Genomic DNA, 23,340 nt, shown 5'->3' with positions numbered 1-23,340 from the left:
AATAATTAGTTACAGAAAGAATTTTAATTAAGGAGAGGTAGATGGAAGCAGTAAGAAAGCTAGCAGTAGACATAATGAGCTACTTGAAAGGCGATGGATTTAAAAAACTTGAAGATGAAATAGATAAAGGAAAAAAAGGTTTTTTAGGTATGGAAAGTCTTTCTGCTTCTACCTTTCTAAAAATGGGAGCTGGAATTTTTTCTGTAACTAAATTGATGGGAGAATATAACAAGTCTATTCAAGCAGCACAATATCAGATGGAACAGGAAACTAAGTTGTATTCTACCATGAAAGCACAAGGATTTAGGGAAGAGCAGATAGAAAATATAAAAGCTTATGCAAGTGAACTACAAGGTTTAGGAGTTGTAGGAGATGAAGTAACATTAGCAGGAGCACAGCAGTTAGCAACTTTCAACCTTACAGAAAAATCTTTGAAAGCATTAATGCCAGCTATGCAAAATATAATAGTACAGCAAAAAGGACTAAAGGGAACAGGACAAGATGCTGTAGGAGTTGCTAATATGTTAGCAAAAGGATTACAAGGACAAACAGGAATGCTTTTAAAGGCTGGTATTTCTTTGACAGAACAGCAGGAAAAGCTTATAAAAGTGGGAACACCAGAACAAAAGGTTGCAGCACTTGTAGAAGCAGTAACAATGAATGTAGGAGAGCAAAATAAAGCCTTTGCAGATACACCAGAAGGAAAAATAGTACAAGTTCAAAATAGAATTGGAGATGTATATGAAAATGTAGGGTTTAGATTAAGAAAGTCTAGATATGAATGGTTTGCTTTTTTAGGAGATAATCTAGATGGAGCAGAAAAATTTATAATGGCAGGATTGGATACATTGGAGCTACTCAGAGAAGGGGCAGTAGGAACAGCAAAAGGGATATACAAAGCCTTTTCAGATATGCCAGAAGATGTGAAAACTACAATAAAGCTTATAGGGGGATTTTTAGCTATAACAACTTTTCCAGTTGCAGCAGCAGGGCTTGTTATTGCAGATATAATAGGAGCTTTTAACGGGCAAAAATCTGTGACAGAAGATGCCTTTAATGCACTTATGAACTATCTTGACTATGACTATAATTTTGAAGGATTTAAAAAAGATGTAAAAGAGCTGTGGAAGGCATTTGATGAAGGAGGCTGGGTAGCAGCATTTTTACAAAATTTACAGGCAAGTATAGGACTGGTAGGAGATGGACTTACAATAATAGCAGGACTAGGTAAAGGACTTATAACAGGGGACTACAGTCTTGCAAAAAAGGGGCTGAATAAAGGTATAGAAAGATGGGATAATAACCAAGAATATTTAACAAAATTCATAGATTCTAAAAGAGGAGTATCATCTTTACCAGTTTTACCAGAAAAAGTTCCAATAGGAGCAGATGGAATAGATTACAATAAGCCTTTATTAAATAATTCATTTTTACCTATTCCTAAAAAAAATGATTTTTTAGAACAAGAGATCCAAAAGAAATATTTACTAGAAAAACAAAATATAGATATCCCTAAATTAAAGCCAATATCTCTAGAAGCAGGATTAAAAAATAACTATGAAAAAAAAGAAACAGTAGTAAATATTAAAATTGAACAGAAAAATAATACTAAAATAGAAGGTAGTAGACTAAGTCAAACAGAACTAGAAGAAGCAATGAAAAAAGTGAACAGAAACAATGAAGAAGAGGTAGTAGCTAAATTAAAAAATACATATGGAGGAGGCTTGAATGTTTAGGATATCTGATATATTAAAAAAGGCTGCTGAAAAAGAATTTCCAGACTTATTTAAAGCAAAATCTACACTAGGTGGAATAGAACTGGAAGTAATATCAAGTAAAAGTGAGACTACAAAGATATCCAGCACAAACAGAAGAGTAGAAAAGGGTTTTAATATTTCAGATAGCACAAGATCTGAATGTTTGCTTCTTGATATAACAGTTGTAGATAATTCTTTTGAGTATCTTACAAATAGAATAAATTTAAAAAAACTTGCTAATAGTGGAGAATACACAGAATTTGATTATTCAGGAAGGGACTATTATGATCATGTAATTATAACAAATATAAAAGAAACAGAAAGCTCTGAACAGGCTACAGGACTTACATATGATATTTCTTTAAAGATAATAAAAACAGCAGAGATAGAAATAGAAGCAACAGAAAAAGTAAGTACTAAGACTGGAAGTGGAGGGGATAAAATAGTGAAAACAGCAGAGGTTAAGGATCCTACTCCAAAAGAAAAAGAGAGGGGAAGTACAATAATTAAGGCAGGTTGGGACTGGATAGGAGGACTTTCTAAGTGAAAATAGTAGAAATAGACTTAAAAGAATTGAAAACAAACCATTTAGAAGTAGATGTACAGGGAGAAAAATTTAAGTTGGATTTTCTCTATAATACATTTGATGGGTATATATACATGGGAATACTAGAAGATACAGGAGAGAGGGTGCTAGGGCATACAAAGCTAGTTCCTAACATAGATTATCTTGATATGAATAAGCGTAAAACAGATTGGGGACAGCAGTTGAGGGTTATAAAAGTAAATGAATTTGCAGAAGAAAATGACAAAATAACACCAGAAAATTTTAATAAAGATTACAAGATGTTTTTAATAGGAGAGGAAGAAAAATGAAGCATGAATTATGGCAGCAGGTAAGAGAGGTAAAAATTGGAGATATGTTATTCAAATATCAAGATATAGATATAGACTTTGAAATAACAAAAACAAATGATACAAAGACTAATCAAGCTGTTATTTTTCTTTATAATCTTTCAGAAACTACCAAAGAGAAAATAAAAAAAGGGCTGCTATGCACTGTAAAAGATGGTTATAAAAATTATAATAAAGTATCTTTCAATGGAATTGTAGATAAAGTAAATACCTACAGAGAACAAGAAGACTTTGTAACTAGGATAATAGCCACTCCAAGCAATGTTGCTTTTACTAATACAGCCATTAATGTACAATTCAAAGCCAATATAAGACCTAGTGAAATATTGAAGACATTAAACAGTATAACTCCGTATACCATAGAAATAATGGATCTACCAAAAGATGATCCATATCCTGGAGGAAAAATTTTTTCTAATAGACTTAGTAAAGTAATAGAAGTACTTGGAAGAGATACAGGAGCTAAAGTGAATTTTGATGAAAAAAGAATTTATTTCAAAGCACCTTCTAAAGCTTATTCGAAAGCTGTTCGAATAGGGGCAGCAGAAGGGCTTATAAATATAGAAAAAATAGAGGATAAAACAAAAAAAGAAAGATATTTGATAGAAACTCTTATGATACCAGACATAGTAGAAGATGCTATTTTAGAGATAGACAGTAAATATTATCCTGGAACATATAGAGTAGTAGAATTAACAAGGAGTGCGCAAGGGTTAGAAGAATTTAGTGTCTATGCAGTAGCAGAGGTAATTAAAGTAAGTGGGAAGTGATTGATATGAAAGAAATTCTTGATTATGTAATAAATGAACTAAAAGAAGAAATACATACAACACTACCAGGAAGAATAGAGAAATTGGATTTAGTAAAAGGGTACTGTACAGTCCAAATTTTACCAAAAAGAATACTCTGTAAAGAAATAATAAGTGTACCACCTCTAATAGATGTAATGCTTGATTTTAAAAGCTTTGGTGGTTGGAAAATAAGATACCCTTATGTAAAAGGGGACTTGGTATGGGTAGGTTTTACAGAACTAGATTATTATAATGTCTTGGATGGTAAAGAAAAAGAACCACCAAGCTGGGATAGGTTCAGTTTGAATGGAGCATATATAAAGGGGAGTATTACTCCTAAAAGTATAGAATATAATGAAAAATTTCTTGAAGATATAGTGCTAGAGGGAAAAGGAACATTAATTTTAATAAAAGGAAATGGAGAAATTTTTATCAAAACAGGTGCTAATAAAATGATAATAGAAAGTGATCTGGAGATAAAAGGGAATATAAAGCAAGTAGGGGATTTCACGCAGACAGGAAATATAACAACTAATGGAGATGTAAAAGCTGGAGATATCAGCTTAAAAGAACATGATCATGGATATCAGCAGCCAGAACATCCAGTAGGACAAGGAAGAACAACAAAAGCAGGTTAGGGGGGAACTATGGGAGCAAGTATAGAACTAGATAAAGATAATGAAATAGTATTTGATGATATAGGGCAATGTGGGCTTGTTAGTGAAGAAGAAGACATAATGCAAGCTATAAGAGTTGAACTATGCCAAAATAAAGAACAATGGCATCTAAATACAAATTTTGGAGTTCCCTGGTTAAATGACAGAAATACAGGAATATTGCAAGGAAAGGTAGAAAATAGAAGAATTATAAATGAAATATCAAAAGTTATAAAAAAATATAAAATAGACAGAATAAAGAAAATAGAATTCACGGATAATAACAATTTGAAGATAGAAATAGTACTGAAAGGGCAGGATAGGGAGTTGATAATAGAATGATATATATAACAGAAAACGGCTTTATTGTCCCTACACTTACAGAGATATACAAAAGAAAACTAGCAGAATTTAAAACTGTAAAACCAGATATAAGGGTAACAGATAGTAATTTAATAATATCTTTATTAAAATTTGATGCAGCAGAAGAGTATGACACAGATTTGCAAGGATTGGCACAATATAATAATAGAAGTGTATATACAGCTACAGGGCAGGATTTAGGTATTATAACAAGTTATTTGAATATGAAATGGAGAGCAGCAACAAAAGCAACAGCAAAGATAACAATAGAGGCAGAAGAGGGAACAGAAATACCAGCAGGCTGGGGAGTGGAGACAGAGGATGGTAAAAAATATGTAACTTTAAATACTACAACAGAAATAATAGATAATACAAAGAAAAAAGAATTAGAAGTTATAGCTTTAGAAGCTGGAAAAATAGGAAATACAGAAGAAAATACAATAACAATTATGACACAGGTTTTAATTGGAATAAATAAAATAACCAATCAAGGAGCAGCAGTAGGTGGAAAGGATAGTGAGAGTGATAGTGAATTAAGAGAAAGATTTTTAAAAAGGGTTGATAGTATAAATTCTTTTTCTTGTGAAGGAATAAGAAACTATGTAATAAATAACAGTTCTGTAGATAGATGCCAGGTTTTAGAAAATGAAACAGATGAGTATGATGAAGCAGGGAGACCACCACATTCTTACGAAATAATAGTAACTGGAGAAACAGATGAAAATATGTTTAAAATTATAAAAGACTATAAACTAGCAGGAATAAGAACTTGGGGAGATATAAGAAAAGAAATAGAGAATATAACATATGGTTTTTCTAGGGCAACAGTAAAAGATTTATATATAAGAATAGAGCTTACAGCAAGTAAGGAATACTGGAAAGAAGAAAATATAGATAATATAAAAAAGGCTCTTATTTCTTATGTTGATAATGTAGATGTAGCAGGGACTGTGTATATATGGAAACTAATTGGAGAAACATATCAAAATAGTGAAGGAATAATAAATTTAGAAGTATTATTAGGGGATAGTATGGAGGATTTAAAAGCAATAGATTATAAGCTTCTGAATAAAAATATTCCAAGATTACTAGAAGAAAATATACTAATAAATGTGGAAATAAAGGAGTAAAATTATGAATTATAATAGAATTCCACATATTTTTCATGATACAAAGTATGCTTTAAAATTATTTGAAATAGTATATGAAAAACATAAAAGAAAGAAGCAGATGTGGCAGGAACTAAATGATTTTAAAGACTATACAAAACTATCTGGGAGAGCTTTGGATCATTTTGGAGGAAATTATAAGGTATTTAGAGAAGGGCTTACAGATTTAGAATATATAAAAAAGATAAAGTTTGAATTAACTTTAGTAAGTTTTATAGGGAATATAGAAGACCTTAAAAATATGCTTGCATTTTATTTTAAAAGAGATCCAGAAGAATTTACAGTATTAGAAGCTACAGGAAAAATTCTTTTAACAGTACCAGATACATTAGATGTAGAAGAAGTAAAAAAAGTAGTAAAAAGAATAAAAAGTGCAGGAGTAGGCTTTTTAATAGACTTTGAAGTGTATATTATAGATTTTACACTTGCAGACTTAACAGAAAAGGAACTTACAGAGCTTACAGAAATAAAATTAGCGAGAGGAGATGAAGTGTAGATGCCATTTATTAGTGATCCCCAGGGAAGAGAAGAGGTTGAAAAAGTATCTAGGCATTTAAAACTACCAGTTTGGAAGTCTTATTGCAAGGGAGATTTTAGGAAATGGTGGAATGAATGGTGGGATAAGATAGATATCTTCGCAGAAAAAATAGAAGAAAATGTAGAAAATGTATTCACTTTACTAAAAGGAAATACAGGCATTACTCAAGTGAAAAACATAGAAGAGCTTGGAACAAAAATAAAAGGAGAAATATATTGGGATAACTCAGTAACTCCCAAGGTACCTTATCTTTGTGTAAAAACTACAGAAGATATAACTCCTACAAGTAATTTTATTACAGCAGATAATAAGAATTTAGCAAAAGATGTATATGAAGAAACTTTTTTAATTGAAATAGGGAATCCTGTACAGCATGAACTTACATTTAGAAAAGTTGGAAAAGTTATTATTGTGTTCTGCAATACACGTGGCGGATCTATAAATGCTGTACTTGATACATATGTTGTACCTGAAAATTTTAGACCTTCAGCAAACACATATATTACATACTCATGTATTTCTGGAAATCCTTATATAAAAATAGGCCCAGATGGAAAATTATCTTCAAGAGATAACGGAGCAACTATGCATACTCTACAATCTACTACATCATATTTTATAACGCAAGTATACATTTCGGTTAACAACATATAAGGAGGAATAAAAATGTATTTTCAATATAGAAATGGTAAATTAATTCAAGATAATATCAGACCTGATGAACAAAATATAAAATTTTGGGAAGCAGGAGAGTATGACAAAGTATTCCCAGATTGGAAAGAAAGAGATATCCTCTATATAGGTGGAGCTCCTTTAAACTACCCTGTAGAAGACAATGGGAAAATGAGAGAAATGACAACAGAAGAATTAAAAGAGGCTGGAATTATAAAAAAAATGACAGATGAGGAAAAAAGAGAGCTTTTTAAAAAAGAAATAGATAGTTATAAAGCAAAAGTTTTAGAAAGGGGTTTTATATTTGAAAGACATAATCAAAAATGCAGAGATAAGGACTTGGCTCTTCTAAGTAATGCGATAGCAGCTTTAGAAGATGCTGGGGGAACAGAAGAGCTTTCATGGGCTTTCTCAGATAGTGATATAGCAAAAATGAGTTTAGAACAATTGAAGCAAATGAGAATATCTGGAATGAATTTTATTACAGCAGTATATGGAGTAGAAGCATATTTGAAACAAGGAGAAATTATTTCAGATTTAACTGTAGAGAAGTTTAGAGAAAAGGTAAATGAAAATTCAGAAGTCAAAGCAGTGTAGTAAAAAGGGGGAGAAATGAATAAAGTAAGTAAAAGAACATTAACTAATCTTAAAGGAGTACATTATAAGCTACAATTGGTTGTAGGATATGCTCTGGCTATAAGTGAGGGAGATTTTTTTGTAAATGAAGGATTAAGAACTGTTGAGAAGCAACAAGAGTATTACAGAAAAGGGACTACTAAATTAGATGGAATAAACAAGAAGTCTAATCATCAGCTTGGTAGAGCAGTAGATATTTACTATACAGGATGGACAAATAAGGACAAAGAAGATGATTCAAGATGGCTTCCTATAATAGAGGCTTTTAGAAAAGCAGGAGAAATGTTAGGAATCAAACTAGAACTTGGTTATGATTGGGGCTGGGATAGACCACATATAGAGTTAAAAAGGGAGGAATAAAAATGAAAACCTTTATCTTAGGATTACTAACAGGAGTTATAGATATATTTAAAAAAACCGCTAAAAGTGGAGAAAAAAAACAAGAAATAGAAGAAAAAAAACTTACAGAGTTTAAAATTTATATAGCTTATATAACCCTAATTTTGCTTATTATATGTATTTTAGGTGGACTATTTCCAAAGTTATATGTTTCGCCATGGTTTTATTCTATGTTCGAAAAAGGTTGGAATTATATATTACAGGGAGGAATTTAAAAAATGAATTTAAAGGTGGATTTTAAAGAGTTAATAACCATAGTTATGGAGTTTTTAAAAATATTTGTAGAGGTTTTAAAAGTTTTATTTGATAAGAGTGTAGTGGTATTAGGAATGCTATTTTCAGCAATATTTTTTATAACTGGTGGAAAAGATAAGCTTATATATTGCTTGCTTGCAGTAATGGCAATAGATTATGTTTCAGGGATTTTTAAGTCTATAATGAAAGGTAATTTAAATAGTAAGATTGGTTTCAAAGGTTTTTTGAAAAAGATTTTTATGTTGCTTATAGTAGCACTTGCAGATCAAATAGACCAGTTACTAGAAATTAAAGGCTTAAAATATAACTGCCGATATGTTGTAATATGTTTTTATACAGCGAACGAAGGCTTAAGTATATTAGAGAATGCAGTTAATGCAGGATTAAAAGTTCCTAGACAATTAAAAAATATATTAGAACAATGTAAAGAAAAGGAAATAAAAAAAGAGTAAAAGAGCTAGTAACCTAGCTTTTTTATTATTCCTAAAATTATTTTTAAAAACAACTTGAAAAAATATCTATTTCCATATACAATATTTATATATAAAAATAGATAAGAGGTGATATTTTATGGAAAAAGATGTTTTTGAAAAGAAAATAAGAGAAGGAGAAATATCAACTGAAGATATTCTTAATGAAAAATTCATGAAGCAGTATACAAAATTTAATAGTTATGAAGACATGGAAGAGGAGATAAATAAGAGGACTACCAAAAGAACAGATATGAATAAATTACTAAAAATTATTTTTAAGGAAAAAACACAATTCAAAGATATGGAAGATATGAAGAAAAAAGCAATAGAATTTTATATGCTAATGAACTAAGAGGAGGGATTATGAGAAAAATAAAAACTAATTTTAAAAAGGTAGAAGCACCAGAATTTTTAGCTGCATTGTCTAAAGAAGTTTTATTTTATGGAAGATATAAGGAATATCCACTTGTAGCAACAATAGAGAAAAATGAAGAAACACTTATTTCCCTATCAAGTAAAAAGGAATCATTTAATTTATCTGATGATGAAATACTTGAAATAATGAAAAAACTAGGGCTTGAAAACTATGTTTATGAAACATGGGAATATCAATCTCCTCTTGGACATACCACAAGGTATTTTAAAGTTGAAAACCCAAATTTGATATAAAAATGACCTCACAAAATTGATTTTAAATGATTTTGAAAGAGGAAGGCTAATATATAAAAGACTTCATAATATTTTTTATGGAGGCTTTTTTTATTTTATCGTTTTACATTTAAATATTTTTATCATTTCATCTTAAAAAAATTATCATTTTACGTTTCGCCTTACACCCGTTACATCATGATCCTGACAGCAGTGGAGGATATACTGCAATATTAAAAAGAGAGTGGAATAAAAAAACAAAAAAATGGGAAGTAATAGAACTACAAGATGAAAATAGGGATGGAATAGCAGATGTTTATAATCCAGAAGGGGACTTTGATGGTGATGGAATAAAAAATAAAGATGAAAAGAACTGGATGTTAAATAATAATGCTTCAAATACTTTATTTAGCTCAAGCAATGGATTGGGATATGTAGATTCTGAAAATATTATAGCCGCAATAAATTCTGGAGAAAATGCAGATAAAATAAGCGAATATCTTTATCATGGAAATAAAGAAGTTTTTGATAAAGGATTAGAAATGCTTACTGAGAATACAAGTTTAAAAAATATAACTGAGATTGAAAATTATAACAATACATACAATTTATGCAGTACTACATATAACTTAAAAAATAGTACAGATTCAGAAGCAGAAATTAAAGAAAAATTAGGAGTTTTAGGAGAGGAACATCTTAATAGTTATGGAAGTTTTTCAGAATCTGAAACAACAGAAATAAAAACAAAAATAAATGGATATAGTAACAGTATTAATGGGCAATCATTGGAAACAACCAGTAAAGGAACTCCTATCGAAGAAGCTACTTTAATAAATAAAGGAACAATTGAAGGAACTCAAAGCACTACACAAGTGAGAGGGTCTGATAGAGCAGGGCAGATAGTTTTAGCTGCATGGGATAAAAATATAGACCAGAGTAAGCTTATAAATTATGGAACAATAAAAACAGGAAGTGGTTATGAAGGTAATTTTACTGGACAAAATTCAGGAGCATCAAATAGTGAGCTCATAAATTATGGGATAATAGAATTAAATGTAAAAAGTAATTCAGATACACGGGAAAGAGGTGGGATAGGGCAAAAACTTGGAGTTAGGGATCCTAATGGTAAATATAAGGCATATAATTATGGAATAATAAAAATAAGTAATCGTTCTGGAGGAATTGTAACTGGACAGGAAACAGGAAATGTAGGAGATAATGAAAATAGCCAGAATGAGCTATATAATTATGGAAAAATGATATTGCACTCTTATGGGGAATTAACTGGATTTAAATATGATTATGGTTATAGTAATAGACTTGTTGGGCAGGAATTGATTTTTGAAAATGCTGCTGCTTCTATTGGAAAACTATATAATTATGGAGAAATGGAATTGCTTGATGAACCTGAAAAAAATTCTGGACAAAATGTATATAGATATAATTATGGACAATATGCTGGAGGACTTGAAGACAGTACTTCAGTAAAACATGAAGTATATAATTATGGAACAATAAAAATAAAATCAAAGATAAAAGGAAGTAAAATAAATGAAAGCTATTCATATGGACAATATGGGTATTTAAGTGGTACTAATTCTATGTCAAATATTTTTAATTTTGGAACTTTAAGTGTGTTGGCAGATTCTGATGGAGTAAATTCCTATGGGCAATTTACAAGGATAGAAGAATGGGAAGGTGATGAGTTTTATGAAGTTAATGTAGTAATTGATAAAAATGAAATGTATAACTATGGGGATATTGAAGTAACTGGAACAGGAGAGAGTATCGGACAATTTCTAAAGACTTGGTCAGCTAAGGAATATTTTAAATCTGATATGTATAATTATGGAGTAATAAAGTCAGAAGGAAAGGGATTGACAGCTGGACAATTTATAAGGGGATATAAAGGAACAGCAAGTAATTATGGGCAGATAAGAGTCAAAGGAACATCTTCAGATACAGCAGGAATGAGAATAGCAGGTGGAGCAAAAGGATTTAATTACGGAATAATAGAAGTGGATAATAAAGGTCTTATACCTGAAAATATGGGAACTGGAATGTGGGCAGATGGGAAAGATTCAGAAGCATTTAATTATGGGAGCATTATAGTAACTGGAGTAACAGGAAAGATTGAAAATGGAATTGATACAGCATATATGAGAGTTACTAATGGTGGAAAAGTATATAATTATGGATGGCTTGAATTGAAAGATTCCTTTGATACTTTAACTGTTGGAGGAGGAATTAATTCTTCTACTGAATCAGGATATAAATCAGCAGGAGATTTTGACCTTAAAGGTGAAATGCAGATAATGGCAGAAGTGGGAAAAGGTGATAAATACTTTAAAGAGAACTTTATTACAGCAGGAGGAAATGGAAAAGAAGGAAAAATATCAGGACTGGAAAATCTTGTTTCTTCAGGAGTATACGAGATATCCATAATAAAAAGAACAGGAGAAAACTCTGAAAATATAGTTGATCTTGTAATGAATAAAACTAAAAATATAGAAGATTTAGAAAAAAATAGGAACATAGGAAGAATGGTAAAAGAATTGAAAATAGATAGTGCAGTTTATGGAGAAGATTCAGAATTTGTAAAAAATAATAAAGAATTTTCAACAATGATATCAAGAAAGGTATCTGATGGAGAAACTCTTGAAAATTTATTAGGACTGGAATATGCAAATTTAAATGGACAAATAGTTGAGTCTGGAAAAGTATTGTTAGATAATCAGGAAAAAGTTATGAATACAGATAAGACTTATTTGAGCAGCCAATTCAGTAAAGAAAATAGTTTTGATGCAGTAATAATTAATCCACAAAATGAAATCAAGGTAGGAGTATTTTATTTGAATTCAGACAAAGATCTTGATGTACATGTTCCTGGAACATATAAATATGACTTGGAAGGAACTACTCTTATACTTCAAAATAATAAAAACTATATGATTGGGATGAATTATTCGAAATTAGACTATAAAAATAGAAACAGCAATCTAAGAAAAACAAGTATATTTGCAGGACATAACTATATCAAACCATTAAATGATGGAATATCAGAATATAGAAATTATATAAATGGTGCATTTACATTTAATGCTATGGATAGAAATGGAAAAAGAGATAATTTTAAATCATATAATTTAAATATGAAGAATGAATATGCAAGAGAATTAGATATAAAAGGGCTGACTTATTCTGAGTTTACAGCAGGATTAAAAACAACAGTATTTGGGCATGAAAAAATAAAAGAACATGGAGCAGATTTGACTTGTGAGAGAAATATAGAAATAAAAGAAAAAGTAGGAATATCTAATGAGATCAATCTAGGGGTACTTATGAACAAAAGTTATGAACTTGGAGAAAATAAAGGGAAAAATAATTTTGGTATAAGTACATATTTAGGATATAAAAAAGAGCTAATGTCTATAAAAGATTGGAGAGATGAATTTTCAATAGGAACTGGAGGTTATGCAAAATATGATAAACCAGTGAAGGAATATGATGCTGGAATAGGATTAGGAGTAATTTCAGCCAGATATGAATCTAAAGATAATTTATCAGGAACATTAAGTTTTTCCGCAGATACTTTAGGAGAAACAATGACAACATTTAAAATAGAATATAAGTTTTGATTATTTTTAGGGGGAAAATATGACAGAAGAGGAGTTTATAAGATTTTACAAGAAGAGAAATAATTCTAAAAGCCATAAAGAAGTCAGAGAAAAGATAGACTTATTCTGGAATGTACTGCTGAAAGCTTTAGATGAAGATAAAAAAGTAATATTTAAAAACTGGGGAGTATTTGAAAAAAGAGAGAGGAAAGCCAGAAAAGTACTGGTGCCAATGTGAGAAGAAGCAGGTTATACCAAGCCTAAAGAGGTAGTAAAATTTAGAGCAGGAAAAAGCCTCATAGAAATAGCTAACGGTGATACAGATGAATAGAAGAGAAATGGCAAAGCTATACAGTGAAATGAGCCCAGATAGACTATCAATAATCAAAGCAGAAGATGAGATAGAAGAATTTCTTGAGACATTGAAAGAAGCAATAGCCTTAGATAGAGAGGTAAAATTTCCAAGAAGAGGAATATTTGAAATACTCACAAGAAAGCCAAGAGTAGTAGCTAATCCAGTAACAAAAGAGCAGATGACAATTTATCCTAAGAAAATAATAAAATTCAGAGCATCTAAAAAAATAAAATAGTTAGTTGAAAGGCAGAGAGAAATTTCTGTCTTTTTAATTATCTAAACAAAGATTTTTTTATGGTTTATTTTTAAAAAAGAATTTTGAAAATTTCTTAATAAATTTTATAATAAAACAATAAATAAAACACTAGATAATACTATCATATTATATTATTGTGCCTGTTATATTTATTAATAATCTCAAGTTCTTTTTTTTAGATAATACTATCATATTATATTATTGTGCTATCATGAAACGTGGAGGTTTGAAAAATGGATAAAAAAATTGAAAAAAGACCAAGTTTTTTGGCAGCTATGTTTGTATTTTTGTTTTTAATCTTTGCAATGGCAGCACAGATATTTATAATCAAAAACAATGATATAGCACATATCACACTTCTTGGGGTAACAGTGGTGACAGTAGTGGTTGCATTCATTTCAGGATTTACTTGGGAGGATATTCAGGGTGGAATAATGCATGGAGCTAATTTAGCTATGATACCAGCACTTATTTTGATACTGGTAGGAGTGGTAGTAGCATCATGGATACCAGCAGGAACAATTCCATCAATTATTTATTATGGATTAAAAATTTTAAACCCAAAAATATTTTTATTTACAGTTTGCCTTATTTGCTGTATTGCTTCACTTTCCACTGGAAGTTCATGGACTACAGGAGCAACAGTAGGGGTAGCATTTATGGGAATTGGTATGGGATTAAATATTCCACCAGCTATGACAGCAGGAGCAGTTATTTCTGGAGCAATATTTGGAGATAAGATGTCGCCAATGTCTGACTCTACAAATTTAGCAGCAGCAGTGGCAGAAGCTGATTTATTTGATCATATAAAAAGTATGATGTATAGCACAGGGCCGGCTATAATTATCTCTCTTATTATATATTTCTTCCTAGGAATGAAATTCAGTGGAGATATAGATTCATCACAAATAGATTTAATAACAACAGGATTGAAAGAAAACTACTTTATAAGTCCAATAGCATTTCTGCCAATGGTAATTGTAATCATACTGGCAGTAAAAAAAGTAAATGGATTGGCTGTAATGGCAATAGCTGGTTTACTGGGAGGCTTTTTTGCTATCACATTCGGTGGTTATGGAATAGGAGAGATAATGAATGCTATGGATTTCGGATTTGTCTCTAAAACTGGAATTGCAGAAGTAGACAGACTTCTTTCAAGAGGTGGAATGCAGAGCATGATGTGGACTACATCACTTGGTTTGATAGCTTTGAGTTTAGGGGGATTATTTGAAAAAACATATATATTAGATGTACTTCTTGGAAGATTGAAAGGAGTTACAAAAAGTGTGGGAGGACTTATTACTACTCATACTCTTATGGCAATAGCTATTAATTTCTTTTCAGCAAGTCAGCATATGGCAATTATATTTTCTGGAAGAATGCTTGCTCCAAGCTATAAAGAAAAAGGGATTCAACCATCAGTATGTTCAAGAGTATGTGAAGATAGTGCTACTGTAACATCGCCTTTAGTTCCATGGGGATTGTGCGGCTTATTTTTTACTGGAGCTCTAGGTGTAAGTACATTTGAATATGCTCCTTATACATTCCTTGCTTTTCTGGCTCCACTCATCACAATAGCGTATGGCTGGACAAATAAATTTATTTTTAAAACAGAAAAATAATAAGGTGGTATATAGAATGGTGAACAGAAAAGAAAGTCTTGATTTATTAAAAAAGTTAATAAGTATAAAAAGTAATTATTTTCATGAAAAAGAGATAATGGAATATTGTTATGACTGGTTTAGAAATAATGATATGAATATTTCATATCATCATTATATAGATGATAAGGTAACAAATTTTAATGGAATAAATACAATAGGAGAGATAAAAGGAACGGAAGAGGGGCCAGTTCTCCTTATAAATGGACATCTTGATACAGTGGAAGAATGTACTGGATGGAGTAAGAATCCGTATGTTCCTGAAGAAAAAGATGGAAAACTCTATGGATTAGGTGCTCTTGATATGAAATCAGGGTGTGTAGCTGCTATGATGGCACTTAGAGAATTTAAAAGAAATGTAAAGAATTTTAAAGGAAAAATAATATATTCTTTTGTTTCAGATGAAGAAGGGCCATATGGACTGGGAACAAACTTTCTTCTGAATGATGGATTAATGGCTGAAAGTGATATAGCATTGGTAACAGAGCCAAGCAGTGGTTTTCTTCATATGAAAACACCCGTTATCTGTCTGGGAGCAAGGGGAGGATATGGATACAGTATCAAAATATATGGAAAATCAAGTCATGCAGCCACTCCGGAAAATGGAATAAATGCTGTAGATGAAGCTGGAAAACTTTTAGTTGAACTTAGCAAAACAGTTCCTGTATATGATGAAAAACTAGGATATTCAAGTCATTGTGTGATTGAAGTAAAAGGGGGAGGAGCTGCCTGCTCGGTTCCTGATAATGCTGAAATAAAAGTATTCAGACATATAGTACGTGGGGAGAGCAAGGCTACTATAATAAAAGAGATAGATGAAGCAGCAAAAAAATGTGAATTAAAAGGAGAATATGAGATAGTATTCCGTGAAGCTCCATTAGAAAATGCAGATGGATTTATGCCATATGTAGTAGATGAAAACTTATTAGAAATAGATCTGTTGAAAGATTCTATAAAGAAAGTAACTTCTAAGGAAGCTGAAATAAAATATTTTTCAAGTATTGGGGACTTCAACTCAATAGCTTCAAAATTGAATATACCAGTTATAATATATGGAGCTTCAGGAGATAATTTTCATGGAAGTGATGAAGCAGTGGATATAGAAAGTTTTTATGAAACAATAGAAGTTATCTATGATTTTCTTGTTAAATATTTAGCTGTATAAAAATAATAATTACTGCTGTTAAAGATTTAGATTTTTGCTTTAATTGAAAATAGAATACAGAATATGACTAATAGTTTTTATGAGAGTTTTTTTATAAAATATTACTGTGCATGGTATAATAGGGAAAAAAGAAAAGGTGGTTAGTATATGGAGAAAAAGGATATCTCTCTGCTTTTGTACAATGGGACTATTTACTCTATGGAGAATGAAGTATACAACTGGGTAGTTGTAAAAGATGGAAAAATATATAAAACTGGCTGTAATAATGAGTATAAATCTCTATTAAAACTCTCTAAAAAATCTATTGATTTAAAAGGAAGAATTGTTCTTCCAGGGTTTTATGACTGCCATGTTCATTTGGTACAGACAGGGATAAATATACTTTTTGGAGTGGATTTAAGTGAGGCTTCCACTATAGATGAGGTATTGGAACTGATAAAAAATAAGGCAGACACTCTTAAAGAGGGGGAACTGGTACAAGGAGTAAGATTTAATATCAGTAATATAAAAGAAAATAGATATCCTACTAGGAAGGAACTTGATAATATTGCTCCAAATAACCCTGTATGGATAAACAGTATTGAATATCACACTAGTGTTATAAATTCAATGGCTCTGCTACAGCTTAACCTTCCTTATGATATAGAGGGAATGCCAAGAGATGAGAGAAATCTTCCATTAGGGATATTAAGTGGAAAAGCAGGAGCTTTTGTAAAGAATAGAATATCTCAGAAGATAGATGATAAAATGAGAGAAAAAGCTGTAGAAAAAGCTCTCTATACTGCCAGCTGTAATGGAGTAACTACTATTCATGCCATGGAGGGAGGATATAGTTTTAATAATAGAGATGCTGAATTTATTTTGAAAAATAAAGATAAATTTGAACAGGATATTCTCCTTTTTTTTCAAACTATAGATATAACAAAAGCCTATACTAATGACTTAAAAAGATTGGGAGGAGATATTTTTATAGATGGTTCCTTTGCATCTAAAACTGCTGCTATTTCCAAACCATATAAAAGAGAAAAAAATAATTTTGGAAAATTATACTATAATCAGCACGAATTAAATGCTTTTGCTGAAGAAGCAGTAAAAAATGATATACAGATAGCTTTTCATGCTATAGGAGACAGAGCTATAGAACAGGCACTAAATGCTATTGAATTTGCACAGAAGAAAAAAAACAGAAGATCTTTTAGAAACAGGATAGAGCATTTTGAACTAGCTACTGATGCACAGATAAAAAAAGCAAAAAAACTGAATATAATACTATCTATGCAGCCTATCTTTGAAACTATATTTGGGCAGAAAGATGGACTTTATGAAAAGAGGCTTATAAAGAGTTATTCTGATAATTCAAACAGATTTAAAAAGATAATAGATGAAGGAATTCTCATAATAGGTGGATCAGATAGTGATGTATGTGCAATAAATCCTATACTTGGAATATATAGTGCTGTTAATCATCCAAAAGAGAAAAGCAGTGTCTCTGTATTAGAAGCTGTAAATATGTTTACTGTCAATGCTGCATATGCTTCTTTTGAAGAAAATGAAAAAGGAAGTATTAAAAACGGTAAGAGAGCTGATATGGTAATAATAGACAAAAATATTTTTCAAATGGATAAAAAAAATATAAAAGATGCAAAAGTAGAGATGACTATAAAAGATGGAAATATAATATATGAGAATTTTTGAGGTGTATGATATTGAATAAACTGAAATTAAAACTATTAGGGAATGTTCAGATATTTTTTAATGATACAAATATAACCTCTCTTTTAAGTGGAAAATCACTGGCTCTTTTGTCATACTTATCTTTTTATAGAGAAACAAAGCATAAAAGAAATAAAATAGTAGATTTTTTATGGGGAAATAGTCAGGACAGCTCTGCTAAATATAATTTACGATATAACTTGTGGTCTATCAATAAAATTATAAAAGATCAGTCATTGGAGAAATTAATTGATTCTGTTGGAAAAGAACTCTATATAAATCCTAAAATAGATATTGAACTAGACACTGATAATTTACTGAAGATTGAGAAAAAACTAAACTCTGGTGAATATAAAATAGAAGATATAATTTCAGAAAAAGAAAAATATAGAGAACTTTTTCTTGAAGGTGTATATATAAAAGAGTGTTTTGAGTTTAATGACTGGGTATACAATAAAAGAGAGGAATTTCAAAAAATTTATACTACCATGATAAAAATTTTGTTAGAGCATTATCAATTAAATGATATGTATAATGATTCAATAAAAATACTAAAAGAATTGATAAATTTGAATCCCTATAATGAAGAGAATTACATTTAGATAATTAAAGGGTATCTTGCTCTTAATAATAAAAAAAATGCTTTGATGTACTATAACAAATGTATAAATATATTTAGAGAGGAATTAAATATATCTCCTACAGAGTTTTTGTTAGAATGGGAAGAGATAATTAAAGAATCTTCTGTTCCCAAGAATATAAAAACTCACAAAATAAATATATTTTTAAGGGAAGAAGAAAGAGAAAATATCCTCATTGTAGAATGTTTTCCAAGCAGGCTTGAATATAGTTTTCTATATGAATTATCTGTTGTCCTTATAAAAAATATAGAGATAAAAGATATGAATATTTTGAAAGATATATCTCACATTAATTCAGAAGTGGAATTTAATGGAAATAGCTATTACCCTGATATAGAAACCTATAAAATAAGATTATTTAATTCTTTTATTAAATTATTGAATATTTTTTCTGAGAAAAATGAGTTGCTGCTCATAATAAAAAATTTTCATTTTATAGATAAAATTTCTTTTGATTTTTTTAAATACCTTGTATTTTCTAATAAAATTGAAGGGAACATATATCTTGCCAATACATTAAGCTGTGAAGAATTGTCATATATAGAAAAGTATATAACTGTATATAAGGATTCTCCAAAGATCAAATAATTATCAAAAATATAGTTTAATTTAGAATAAAAATTATAACTGTCAAACTAATAAAACTAAAAATAATGAAAAAAATAAGTGATAAATAAAAAGACTACTGGAAATAGTAGTCTTTTTATTTAGAAGCTATATAATACATTCCCCATATTGCCGAAGTAACATTGGCTATTATCATGAGGATAAAAAATACTAGAGAAATCTGCATCTTTCTTTTTGTTTTTTCATTATTTTTATCTTTTTTCCATTTAGTTAAGAATATTATAAATAAAAATAATCCCAAACATGTTAATATAATAAAAACTAAAGTCATTACAAAATGAAATATCAATCTAAAGTCCATATTTCCTCCATATAAAACAAAATTAATATAATTTATTGTATCATAAACGTAAAGATTATAAAAAGTACTTTTTTAGTTGTTAAATTTGTTTTAAACGTGAAAAAATTATTTAAATAAAATGTTCTATAAATAGAATTTGTTGATCTTTAAGAGAAATTAATATACAGTAGTCCTTTTTTGAATTATTTGAATCTTGGTTTTATTCCAAGCTTATTTAAAAGTTTTTCATCAATTCTTCCAGTTTGAGGCATGCCATTATCTCTTTGAAATTCATAAATCGCATTTTCTCCTCTATATCCTTTCCAGATGAGTTTTGTATATACTTCATCTTCTGAATATACAAGTTTCTTTGGTTTAGGAGGAACAGGTTTAGTTATTTTAATATCTTCAGTTTTTACTGTTTCTGCTGGTTTGACCTCTTCCTTTTCAGGAGTAGGAAGAGACGGGATAATAGAGATAACTTCTTTAGGAACAGATGGAACAATAGAAACAATTTCTTCAGGAGCAGAGATTTCAATTTCTATTATTTCTTTATCTTCCTGAATCTCTTTTTTATCTTCTTTATTCTCATTCTTAGCTGGAAGAGCAGCCACAATATTTTCTGTTGGATTTATTTCTTCAATTACTTCTCTCTTAGATTCTGATAATTTAAAAAATACAGAAAGAAGAATAAAAAAAGCAATGAGAACAAAACAGATTATAAGCTGGAATCTTCTTTTGCTGAGTTCTCTGTTTTTTTCTTCAATTTCATCTTTAAGTCTTCCTATAGAATTATTTTTTTCATTAACATCAAGTTTTAAAGTTCTGATATTATTTTCATGAAGTGAAATAATTTTATTCTTCTCATCTATTTCTTTTTTATGCCTTTGAACAAGAGCTTCTTTTTCAACAGTTAATTTTTTTATTATATTTTCTTTTTCATCATACATATTTTCCATTTAAGATTCTCCTAGTACTTAATTAATTATATTAATTATATCATAAAAAAATGTAATTTATTTAAAATTATATTTTAATAAAAACGTAAAATTTAAAGAGATCAAAGAAAGTTTCACTCAAATTATTGTAATATAATTTAGAAATATTAATAATAAAATCAGGTGATATTTAGTATAATAGATATAAGAATATTTAAAAGAAGCGGAGTGGAAGAATGGGAAATAAAGGAAAGGTAAAATTTTTTCATTATTTAAATACAGGAATAGAATTAGTTATAAGTGAAAATTCTATGCATTCCTACCCTTTGCATAATCATGTATCAGTTTTTATTATTGGAATGGTATTAAATGGAGAGATAAAACTTAAAATAGCAGAGAAGTCCTATAATTATAAGTTAAGACAATTTTTTGTAATACCACCATATATTTCTCATGGAATAGAAGCTGATAAATCATATTCTCTTTTGAGTATATGTATAAATAAAAATTTATTAAGATAGAAAGGGATTACAGGAATTCAAAAATTATTGGATCTTATATTGAAAAATATATTGGAGAGTGAAAAAATAGATAGTGAAGAAATTGATTTGCTTTTAAATAGTTTAAAAGTTTTAGAAAAATATATAAATATTGATGGAGAAAAGGATGTTCATTTGGAAAAGGTAAGAGAATATATTGAAATCTATCCAGAAAATATTTTTAGTATAGATGAAATGGCAGATAGTGCTTTCTCAAGCAAGTATAATTTTATAAGAAGATTTAAAGAAAGAACAGGACTTACACCACATCAATTTCAGATACAAAATCGTATAAGAAAAGCTCAAAAGCTTTTAGAAAAACTTTCTATAACAACAGAAGTGGCTCTGACCACAGGGTTTTATGATCAAAGCCACTTTATAAGAAATTTTAAAAAAATAGTAAAGATGACACCTTTAGAATATCAATCTTCAATTAAGAGGATTAATCTTTTTAAAGAAGAGCTGGAATAAATTTTGCAAAAAGATATAATCCATCTTTACCTGCAATTATTTCATGGGGTACTTTCATTGGAAAAATAGATATGCTTCCTGATTCATATATAAATTCTTTTTCTGAATTTATACAGATACCGCTTCCAGCTATTACTTCATGAGTTTCTAATTGAGTTTCATGGATATGACTGCCAATTTTCTTATTTGGAGCTATTTTTACTAAATGATAGCTGAATTCTCCATTTGTTTCTTTTGATGTGAGTAAATGCTTTAACTCTACTCCTTCAAATGTTGGATGTTTAGACCATGGAATATCTTTAAAAGAGATGGTTTTTTCTGGCAGTAAAAGTTTTCCATTAGTATTAAAATTTTCAAATAAGTTTATAAAATTCATTTAAAACCTCCTATAATTAGTTTTATCTAGATGTTTTAATATTATCATAGATAAAAATCGGGGTATTGTATAAAATTGCTAGATATTGATTTAGAAAAAAATAAATAAAAAGGGGAAAGATAATGAAACTAAAATCAAAAATACTTAAATTTTTACTGCTGATAGTGATATGTGGAATGATTATTCCTCAAAAATTTTCTATGCCTGTGGAGAATGGGACAAAAAGAGACTACAATCAAAAAAGTTTCTGGTTTTATCCATGGGGAAAATCTATAACTCATAAGGGAGTGGATATTTTTGCTAAGTCTGGAACAAATGTACTGAGCTCTACAATGGGGCTTGTTATATATGAAGGAAATATAAAGTCAGGGGGAAATGTTGTATTAGTCCTTGGACCTAAATGGAGACTGCATTATTACGCACATTTAAAAACTATAGATACAAAAAGATTTTCTTTTGTAAAAAGAGGAGAGAAGATAGGAAGTGTAGGAGATACTGGAAATGCAGCAGGAAAGCCTCATCATCTTCATTATTCAATAGTGACGTTGATCCCGTATCCATGGCTGAAAGATGATTCAAGACAGGGATGGAGAAAGATGCTGTATCTGAATCCAATAGAATATTTAAATAAAGCAGAAAATTAAAAGAAATAAATAATTAATGGACTTTTTGAATATAATAAAAAAAAGCCCCATTGGGCAAGGCGTGAGGTTATTTTCTATCTAACCATTTGCAGATAATACTAGCTAGTACACTGGCAACAACCTGCAAGGCTAGTTCTTTTAGAAAATTCATTCAGCACCTCCAGTAAATAAGGGTCAACTACCTACAAGAAATGCGACTAACTTATAGGTATGAAAAAAGCTCCCACAAAGTGAGAGCTTATCTCATCGCATTTTATCCTTATCAACTGTAACCCAATGGGTTTGTGCTAATAACTTATTTTATCATGGCTTTAAAGTTTTGTAAAGCCTTTTAAGGAGTTTAGAATAATAAAAAAACTGCCCTATTAAAGGCAGCTTTTTTATATTTGAGTTTGAGTGAAAGCAAATTAATTATTAGAGTTATGATGCTCAATAAGTTTTTTCACTATATCTTCAGCTTTTTTTACAGCATCTGCTATTTTAACTCTTACTATTTTTTTCCCTTTGAATCTTTCTTCATTTTTAATAGCAACTTCCTTAGTTAAAACTACATAATCTGTATTTGTTAAATCAGCCTCAGTGATAACATTTTCTATACCAATACCACCTTGAGTTTCTACTTTTATTTCTACACCTAATTTCTCTCCAGCTTTTTTAAGAGCTTCAGCAGCCATATATGTATGAGCTACTCCTGAAGGACAAGCTGTAACTGCAACTATTTTCATTATAATTCCCCCTTATCAAAAATTATTTACAAATTATTTGTTTACTGTTATTCTAAATTT

Annotated in this window: 29 protein-coding genes and 1 pseudogene; 26 read left to right on the top strand and 4 right to left on the bottom strand. The window is 29.7% G+C overall.

The window, feature by feature from the left end:
* Nucleotides 1-41: 41 nt before the first annotated feature.
* The 23 genes and pseudogenes from C4N20_RS01900 (at nt 42) to C4N20_RS01790 (ending at nt 19,268) form a co-directional block, all read left to right on the top strand.
* Nucleotides 42-1,736: a hypothetical protein gene (locus tag C4N20_RS01900; RefSeq protein ID WP_005981438.1), complete on the top strand. Its 1,695-nt coding sequence runs from the start codon at nt 42-44 to the stop codon at nt 1,734-1,736.
* Nucleotides 1,729-2,304: a phage baseplate protein gene (locus tag C4N20_RS01895; RefSeq protein WP_005981440.1), complete on the top strand. Its 576-nt coding sequence runs from the start codon at nt 1,729-1,731 to the stop codon at nt 2,302-2,304. The genes C4N20_RS01900 and C4N20_RS01895 overlap by 8 nt, the downstream gene beginning before the upstream one ends.
* Entirely contained in the window at nt 2,301-2,633 is a 333-nt protein-coding gene (locus C4N20_RS01890) for a phage baseplate plug family protein (RefSeq protein WP_005981442.1), read from the top strand. The genes C4N20_RS01895 and C4N20_RS01890 overlap by 4 nt, the downstream gene beginning before the upstream one ends.
* The gene (locus C4N20_RS01885; RefSeq protein WP_005981445.1) at nt 2,630-3,442 is read left to right on the top strand and encodes a hypothetical protein; all 813 of its coding nucleotides are present in this window, start codon (nt 2,630-2,632) and stop codon (nt 3,440-3,442) included. Before C4N20_RS01890 ends, C4N20_RS01885 begins: the two co-directional genes overlap by 4 nt.
* Nucleotides 3,443-3,447: 5 nt before the next feature.
* Nucleotides 3,448-4,101: a Gp138 family membrane-puncturing spike protein gene (locus tag C4N20_RS01880; RefSeq protein ID WP_005981447.1), complete on the top strand. Its 654-nt coding sequence runs from the start codon at nt 3,448-3,450 to the stop codon at nt 4,099-4,101.
* Between the two features lie 9 nt (nt 4,102-4,110).
* A complete protein-coding gene (locus C4N20_RS01875) occupies nt 4,111-4,461 on the top strand; it encodes a contractile injection system sheath initiator (protein ID WP_005981449.1) in 351 nt (116 codons plus the stop codon).
* A complete protein-coding gene (locus C4N20_RS01870; protein ID WP_005981451.1) occupies nt 4,458-5,612 on the top strand; it encodes a baseplate J/gp47 family protein in 1,155 nt (384 codons plus the stop codon). The genes C4N20_RS01875 and C4N20_RS01870 overlap by 4 nt, the downstream gene beginning before the upstream one ends.
* Nucleotides 5,613-5,616: 4 nt before the next feature.
* Nucleotides 5,617-6,147, top strand: a complete 531-nt coding sequence (locus C4N20_RS01865) for a hypothetical protein (RefSeq protein ID WP_005981453.1) — start codon at nt 5,617-5,619, stop codon at nt 6,145-6,147.
* Nucleotides 6,148-6,843, top strand: a complete 696-nt coding sequence (locus tag C4N20_RS01860) for a hypothetical protein (protein WP_005981455.1) — start codon at nt 6,148-6,150, stop codon at nt 6,841-6,843.
* Nucleotides 6,844-6,855: 12 nt separating this feature from the next.
* A complete protein-coding gene (locus C4N20_RS01855) occupies nt 6,856-7,458 on the top strand; it encodes a DUF4376 domain-containing protein (protein WP_005981457.1) in 603 nt (200 codons plus the stop codon).
* Between the two features lie 15 nt (nt 7,459-7,473).
* Nucleotides 7,474-7,857 carry a M15 family metallopeptidase gene (locus C4N20_RS01850; protein WP_005981460.1) on the top strand — a complete coding sequence of 128 codons (384 nt, stop codon included), beginning with the start codon at nt 7,474-7,476 and terminating at the stop codon, nt 7,855-7,857.
* Nucleotides 7,858-7,859: 2 nt separating this feature from the next.
* Nucleotides 7,860-8,111 carry a hypothetical protein gene (locus C4N20_RS01845; protein WP_005981462.1) on the top strand — a complete coding sequence of 84 codons (252 nt, stop codon included), beginning with the start codon at nt 7,860-7,862 and terminating at the stop codon, nt 8,109-8,111.
* A 3-nt stretch (nt 8,112-8,114) separates the two neighbouring features.
* Nucleotides 8,115-8,603 (top strand): phage holin family protein, encoded by a 489-nt coding sequence (locus C4N20_RS01840; protein WP_005981464.1) that lies wholly within the window; start codon nt 8,115-8,117, stop codon nt 8,601-8,603.
* 118 nt (nt 8,604-8,721) lie between these two features.
* Nucleotides 8,722-8,976 (top strand): hypothetical protein, encoded by a 255-nt coding sequence (locus C4N20_RS01835; protein WP_005981466.1) that lies wholly within the window; start codon nt 8,722-8,724, stop codon nt 8,974-8,976.
* 11 nt (nt 8,977-8,987) lie between these two features.
* Entirely contained in the window at nt 8,988-9,293 is a 306-nt protein-coding gene (locus C4N20_RS01830) for a hypothetical protein (RefSeq protein WP_005981468.1), read from the top strand.
* A 356-nt stretch (nt 9,294-9,649) separates the two neighbouring features.
* Nucleotides 9,650-12,910, top strand: a complete 3,261-nt coding sequence (locus C4N20_RS01825; RefSeq protein ID WP_005981470.1) for a hypothetical protein — start codon at nt 9,650-9,652, stop codon at nt 12,908-12,910.
* 19 nt (nt 12,911-12,929) lie between these two features.
* Nucleotides 12,930-13,220 (top strand): annotated as a pseudogene (locus C4N20_RS01820) (HU family DNA-binding protein).
* A complete protein-coding gene (locus C4N20_RS01815; RefSeq protein ID WP_005981474.1) occupies nt 13,213-13,479 on the top strand; it encodes an HU family DNA-binding protein in 267 nt (88 codons plus the stop codon). The pseudogene C4N20_RS01820 and the gene C4N20_RS01815 overlap by 8 nt, the downstream one beginning before the upstream one ends.
* Before the next feature lie 254 nt (nt 13,480-13,733).
* Nucleotides 13,734-15,122: a Na+/H+ antiporter NhaC gene (nhaC, locus tag C4N20_RS01810; protein WP_005981477.1), complete on the top strand. Its 1,389-nt coding sequence runs from the start codon at nt 13,734-13,736 to the stop codon at nt 15,120-15,122.
* Between the two features lie 16 nt (nt 15,123-15,138).
* Complete coding sequence (locus C4N20_RS01805; RefSeq protein WP_005981479.1) at nt 15,139-16,326, top strand: M20 family metallopeptidase; 1,188 nt, start codon at nt 15,139-15,141, stop codon at nt 16,324-16,326.
* A gap of 147 nt (nt 16,327-16,473) precedes the next feature.
* Nucleotides 16,474-18,021 carry an amidohydrolase gene (locus tag C4N20_RS01800; RefSeq protein WP_005981481.1) on the top strand — a complete coding sequence of 516 codons (1,548 nt, stop codon included), beginning with the start codon at nt 16,474-16,476 and terminating at the stop codon, nt 18,019-18,021.
* Nucleotides 18,022-18,026: 5 nt separating this feature from the next.
* Nucleotides 18,027-18,641, top strand: coding sequence for an AfsR/SARP family transcriptional regulator (locus C4N20_RS01795; RefSeq protein WP_231940475.1), 615 nt, complete (start codon nt 18,027-18,029; stop codon nt 18,639-18,641).
* A 45-nt stretch (nt 18,642-18,686) separates the two neighbouring features.
* On the top strand, nt 18,687-19,268 hold the full coding sequence (locus C4N20_RS01790; protein ID WP_005981485.1) for a hypothetical protein: 582 nt from the start codon (nt 18,687-18,689) through the stop codon (nt 19,266-19,268).
* 115 nt (nt 19,269-19,383) lie between these two features.
* Here the strand turns inward: C4N20_RS01790 and C4N20_RS01785 are convergent, their stop codons facing one another.
* Both C4N20_RS01785 and C4N20_RS01780 read right to left on the bottom strand, forming a co-directional pair.
* Entirely contained in the window at nt 19,384-19,608 is a 225-nt protein-coding gene (locus C4N20_RS01785) for a hypothetical protein (RefSeq protein WP_005981486.1), read from the bottom strand.
* 182 nt (nt 19,609-19,790) lie between these two features.
* The gene (locus C4N20_RS01780; RefSeq protein WP_005981488.1) at nt 19,791-20,546 is read right to left on the bottom strand and encodes a peptidoglycan-binding domain-containing protein; all 756 of its coding nucleotides are present in this window, start codon (nt 20,544-20,546) and stop codon (nt 19,791-19,793) included.
* Between the two features lie 215 nt (nt 20,547-20,761).
* Between C4N20_RS01780 and C4N20_RS16650 the strand changes: the two genes are divergently transcribed.
* Together C4N20_RS16650 and C4N20_RS16645 are read left to right on the top strand one after the other, a co-directional pair.
* Complete coding sequence (locus C4N20_RS16650) at nt 20,762-21,046, top strand: AraC family ligand binding domain-containing protein (protein ID WP_040490878.1); 285 nt, start codon at nt 20,762-20,764, stop codon at nt 21,044-21,046.
* 39 nt (nt 21,047-21,085) lie between these two features.
* Entirely contained in the window at nt 21,086-21,535 is a 450-nt protein-coding gene (locus C4N20_RS16645; protein ID WP_231940474.1) for a helix-turn-helix domain-containing protein, read from the top strand.
* Here the strand turns inward: C4N20_RS16645 and C4N20_RS01770 are convergent.
* A complete protein-coding gene (locus C4N20_RS01770; protein ID WP_005981490.1) occupies nt 21,516-21,911 on the bottom strand; it encodes a cupin domain-containing protein in 396 nt (131 codons plus the stop codon). The genes C4N20_RS16645 and C4N20_RS01770 overlap by 20 nt on opposite strands.
* Before the next feature lie 122 nt (nt 21,912-22,033).
* Between C4N20_RS01770 and C4N20_RS01765 the strand changes: the two genes are divergently transcribed.
* Complete coding sequence (locus C4N20_RS01765) at nt 22,034-22,555, top strand: M23 family metallopeptidase (RefSeq protein WP_005981492.1); 522 nt, start codon at nt 22,034-22,036, stop codon at nt 22,553-22,555.
* Between the two features lie 407 nt (nt 22,556-22,962).
* On the opposite strand, the gene C4N20_RS01760 is transcribed toward C4N20_RS01765, so the two are convergent.
* Nucleotides 22,963-23,280, bottom strand: coding sequence for a PTS fructose-like transporter subunit IIB (locus C4N20_RS01760; protein ID WP_040490879.1), 318 nt, complete (start codon nt 23,278-23,280; stop codon nt 22,963-22,965).
* Between the last annotated feature and the right edge of the window lie 60 nt (nt 23,281-23,340).

The organism is Fusobacterium ulcerans (genome assembly GCF_003019675.1).
GTDB lineage: Bacteria > Fusobacteriota > Fusobacteriia > Fusobacteriales > Fusobacteriaceae > Fusobacterium_A > Fusobacterium_A ulcerans.
The sequence above is the reverse complement of the archived record's forward strand: the minus strand, read 5'-3'. Positions and strand labels throughout refer to the sequence as shown.